4 protein-coding genes and 1 pseudogene are annotated in these 2,908 nt (G+C 67.0%); 1 reads left to right on the forward strand and 4 read right to left on the reverse strand.

The annotated features are described in order from the left end of the window. A pseudogene (locus tag AB0M08_RS47325) lies at positions 1–103 on the reverse strand (transposase); the annotation flags it as partial. A gap of 360 nt (positions 104–463) precedes the next feature. Between AB0M08_RS47325 and AB0M08_RS47330 the strand changes: the two are divergent. Continuing rightward, entirely contained in the window at positions 464–760 is a 297-nt protein-coding gene (locus AB0M08_RS47330; protein ID WP_364508896.1) for a hypothetical protein, read from the forward strand. A 14-nt stretch (positions 761–774) separates the two neighbouring features. On the opposite strand, the gene AB0M08_RS47335 is transcribed toward AB0M08_RS47330, so the two are convergent. From AB0M08_RS47335 to AB0M08_RS47345, 3 genes are all read right to left on the reverse strand, one after another. Then, the gene (locus AB0M08_RS47335; protein WP_364508899.1) at positions 775–1,404 is read right to left on the reverse strand and encodes a hypothetical protein; all 630 of its coding nucleotides are present in this window, start codon (positions 1,402–1,404) and stop codon (positions 775–777) included. Positions 1,405–1,719: 315 nt separating this feature from the next. Beyond that, positions 1,720–2,244 carry a RidA family protein gene (locus AB0M08_RS47340; RefSeq protein WP_364508902.1) on the reverse strand — a complete coding sequence of 175 codons (525 nt, stop codon included), beginning with the start codon at positions 2,242–2,244 and terminating at the stop codon, positions 1,720–1,722. Between the two features lie 68 nt (positions 2,245–2,312). Continuing rightward, positions 2,313–2,908, reverse strand: a 596-nt coding sequence (locus AB0M08_RS47345; protein ID WP_364508904.1) for a hypothetical protein, incomplete at its 5' end; no start/stop codon positions are given.

The raw sequence follows: 2,908 nt of genomic DNA on the forward strand, positions 1-2,908 counted from the left end.
CGGCCCACAGCCCGAGGATGTCGCGGGTGCCCTCGGCGGTGACCGCCAGAGCAACGTAGATCGGCCGGTTGGCGACCTTCCCGTCGCGGATCTTGACGAGGATGACGAACGCCCATCCCTCGGCGGCAGCGCGCTGCAGGGCCTCGTGCAGGTCGGGCCGGTGGGCGGCGAGGACGGTGATGCCCTCGCCGAGGTACCGGTAGGTGGTGGCCCGGGAGATCCCGAACCCTGCTCCCAGCAGTGTCGGGTCCTCTTGCTTGCGGAACCAGATGAGGATCAGTAATGCCTGGTAGAAGCAGGTCAACGCCCGCGTGCCCCGCCGCGTTCCGAGGGCACGGCGTTCCGCGGCGAGCAGCCGGGCGAGGTAGCGCACGAGTTCCCTGGGGACGTCGAGCATGGCAGAATACGCGATCACGTGGAGCCCTCTCGACGACCTTTTTCCTTCGCAAGAACTGGTCTATCGATGGCTCCACGCCTGTATCCAGCACTGTCCGGTCCGTGGGTATTCACCCGTGTCGTACCGAATCATGCTCTATTCCTTGCTGAGATCACCTCAGTCATCGACGCGATGCTCGCTCGACCTTCCCACCCGAAGCATCGGACCACCGTCCAAGAGGTCTACGACCATCTCACCGAGAACCTCAAGGTCACGGTCTCTTTCTCGGCAGTCAGCGCCTACGTCCGTGAACGACGAAAATATCGCACCTCCCAGAACCGCGGTGAAGCCATAGAACCCTCCGACGCGGACGGCAAGGGATAGAAGCGCACCCTGCGTCAGATGCCGAGAGGCGCGCTGATCTGCAGGCGCCGATCCACGGCCGCGGCCAGCGGGTCCGCCAGATCGGCGCGGATGCCCTGCGCCCATGAACGCAGGAAGGTCATGAAGCCGGCGAGATCCTGCTGAACCGCGCCCAGAAGGTTCGGCAAGGTATGACGCGGAATGTCGATGTGTGGTTCGTTCGGGCCGGGAGCCTGCCCGGAAGGAAGTTGGCCGCCGTCCTTCCATACTCGGACCACCGGCCCTCGGTGCTCGATCAGCGGATCTGGGTCATGGCCCAAGTCGATCACTTCACCGCCGATCACGCGCAGCCAGTCGCGCCATTCGTCCAGGCCGATGCAGCAGCCGGGGTCGATGACGACGTTGTCGTCGCCCACCCGCAATCCGCCCTGCGCGAAGTCTTCGTCGTCGCAGGCTAGATACTTTTCGATCGCCTCGGCTGCGTCCGTCGCAATGATCGAAAGGTCATCGGCGGTCACGCTGCGGCCGATCAACGTCCAGACCACCGCCCCCACCTGCTGCGACGTCGGCCTGCGCGGAACCGCGAAATAGAAGTCCGTCTGCTCGGCCGACCAGAACGGGCAGTCAGCGGGCCACCGCTCCAGCACCGGCGTCAGCGTGATCATCGTGTGAGGCTAACGGGCCAAAGACGACGCCTGCGACCGCATTCACCGCCCTATCCCGAGGCTCCCAGCCCTGCCCGACTCGTCCACGAACCGGATCAGGTCCAGTGACACAAACTGAGCTCACCGCGACCCGCCACAGGGAGGTTCACGACATCAGGCGTGTCACCCATTCTGATCCGCCCTGGTCACGGCTACATTCCGGACCAACTTCACTGTCGGCGGACATCGACATCAATCCAGTTACGCACAGTGACGGTGCCGGAGGTGGGCGCGCATCGGCAGCAGCGATCACAGACGGCGCGCCGTGCACCGCTGTCACGCTGCTGCGATCACCTCGATCTCGATCAACCAGCCGCTGTCTAGAGTTTGGACGACGATCGCCGTAGTGGGCACGACTCGGCCACCCAGAGCCGCCACCCGGGCGGCGGCGTTCGCCCCTGCGTGCGAGGCGTCGGTGAGGTAACTCGTCAGTCGCACGATGTTGTCGACCGTCATCTGTGCGGCGGCCAGGATGGCTCGAATGTTCGACCAGACCAGGTCGAGCTGTTCGGCGAGGGTAGCACCCGGCGTGCCATCCTGGCGCAGACCCATGGTGCCCGCGACGAACAGCAGACGTTGAGCGCCGCGCACCTCCATGGCGTGTGCGTAGTCATCGGTGGCCGGGTATACGCCGTCGACTGGACGGTGGGCCTGCAATTCCATGCCGGTCATGGTGCCAGAGCACGATGGTCCGGGCTGTCCCGGCGATGAGGCCGGGCTCGCCTCGCATGCGCCCATCGACATGAGCGCGCCCGCCGCGAACAGATGGAGACTGTACAGCTCAGCGATCTTCTTTGACATCCGGCCCATGGCCCCGTCATCGACTGCGATGTTGGCACGGCTGGCACGACAGCCTTGGATCGGCGGACCTACTCCGCCGCGGGGATGGTGGAGCGCTCGAAGCGGCGCACGATCTCGGCCATCACGGTGACGTGGCGCAACACCTGGTCGGGCTTCGTCGAGCGGTGCACCCTGTTCGCGACGTTCACCACCGCCCGCTCGTCGGAGGTGAGCACCCAGGCGAGCGGCTTGCGGTTCAGGCCGCCCTGCTTCGCCGCCCAGGCGACGAACTCGGGGGACGGCCGCGGGTGGAACAGCATCCAGGCGGTGTTCGCGCCGCCGCTGTACCGCCGGTAGTCGAAGACCACGAACGCGAAGCCCTCGTGGGTGCCGCGCAGCACGTTCCAGGCGGCCGGGCTGGTGCCGAAGTGCGGGTTGTCCCGCCACGTGCTCAGCAGGTCGGTGTCGACCGTGGTGAAGCTCCAGCCCTCCCGGCGGCCCAGTTCGGCGCGGTCGGTGACCGGCAGGTCCGGGTCGGCGCCCCGGTCGCCGCGGACCAGCCAGAACCCGCCGGCGGTCATCAGGACGCCGAGCACGGTCAGCGCGCCGCCCTTGAACTGGTTGGCGGCGCGGGGGGCCGCCCCCCACCGGGGGGGGGGGAGCGCCCCCGTGGGGGAGGTGTGGG

The organism is Actinoplanes sp. NPDC051851 (assembly GCF_040681165.1).
Lineage (GTDB): Bacteria > Actinomycetota > Actinomycetes > Mycobacteriales > Micromonosporaceae > Actinoplanes.

Coding starts and splice junctions, on each gene's coding strand:
- AB0M08_RS47330 (WP_364508896.1), top strand. CDS start 464: ATGGCTCCACGCCTGTATCCAGCACTGTCCGGTCCGTGGGTATTCACC.
- AB0M08_RS47335 (WP_364508899.1), bottom strand. CDS start 1,404: ATGATCACGCTGACGCCGGTGCTGGAGCGGTGGCCCGCTGACTGCCCG.
- AB0M08_RS47340 (WP_364508902.1), bottom strand. CDS start 2,244: ATGTCAAAGAAGATCGCTGAGCTGTACAGTCTCCATCTGTTCGCGGCG.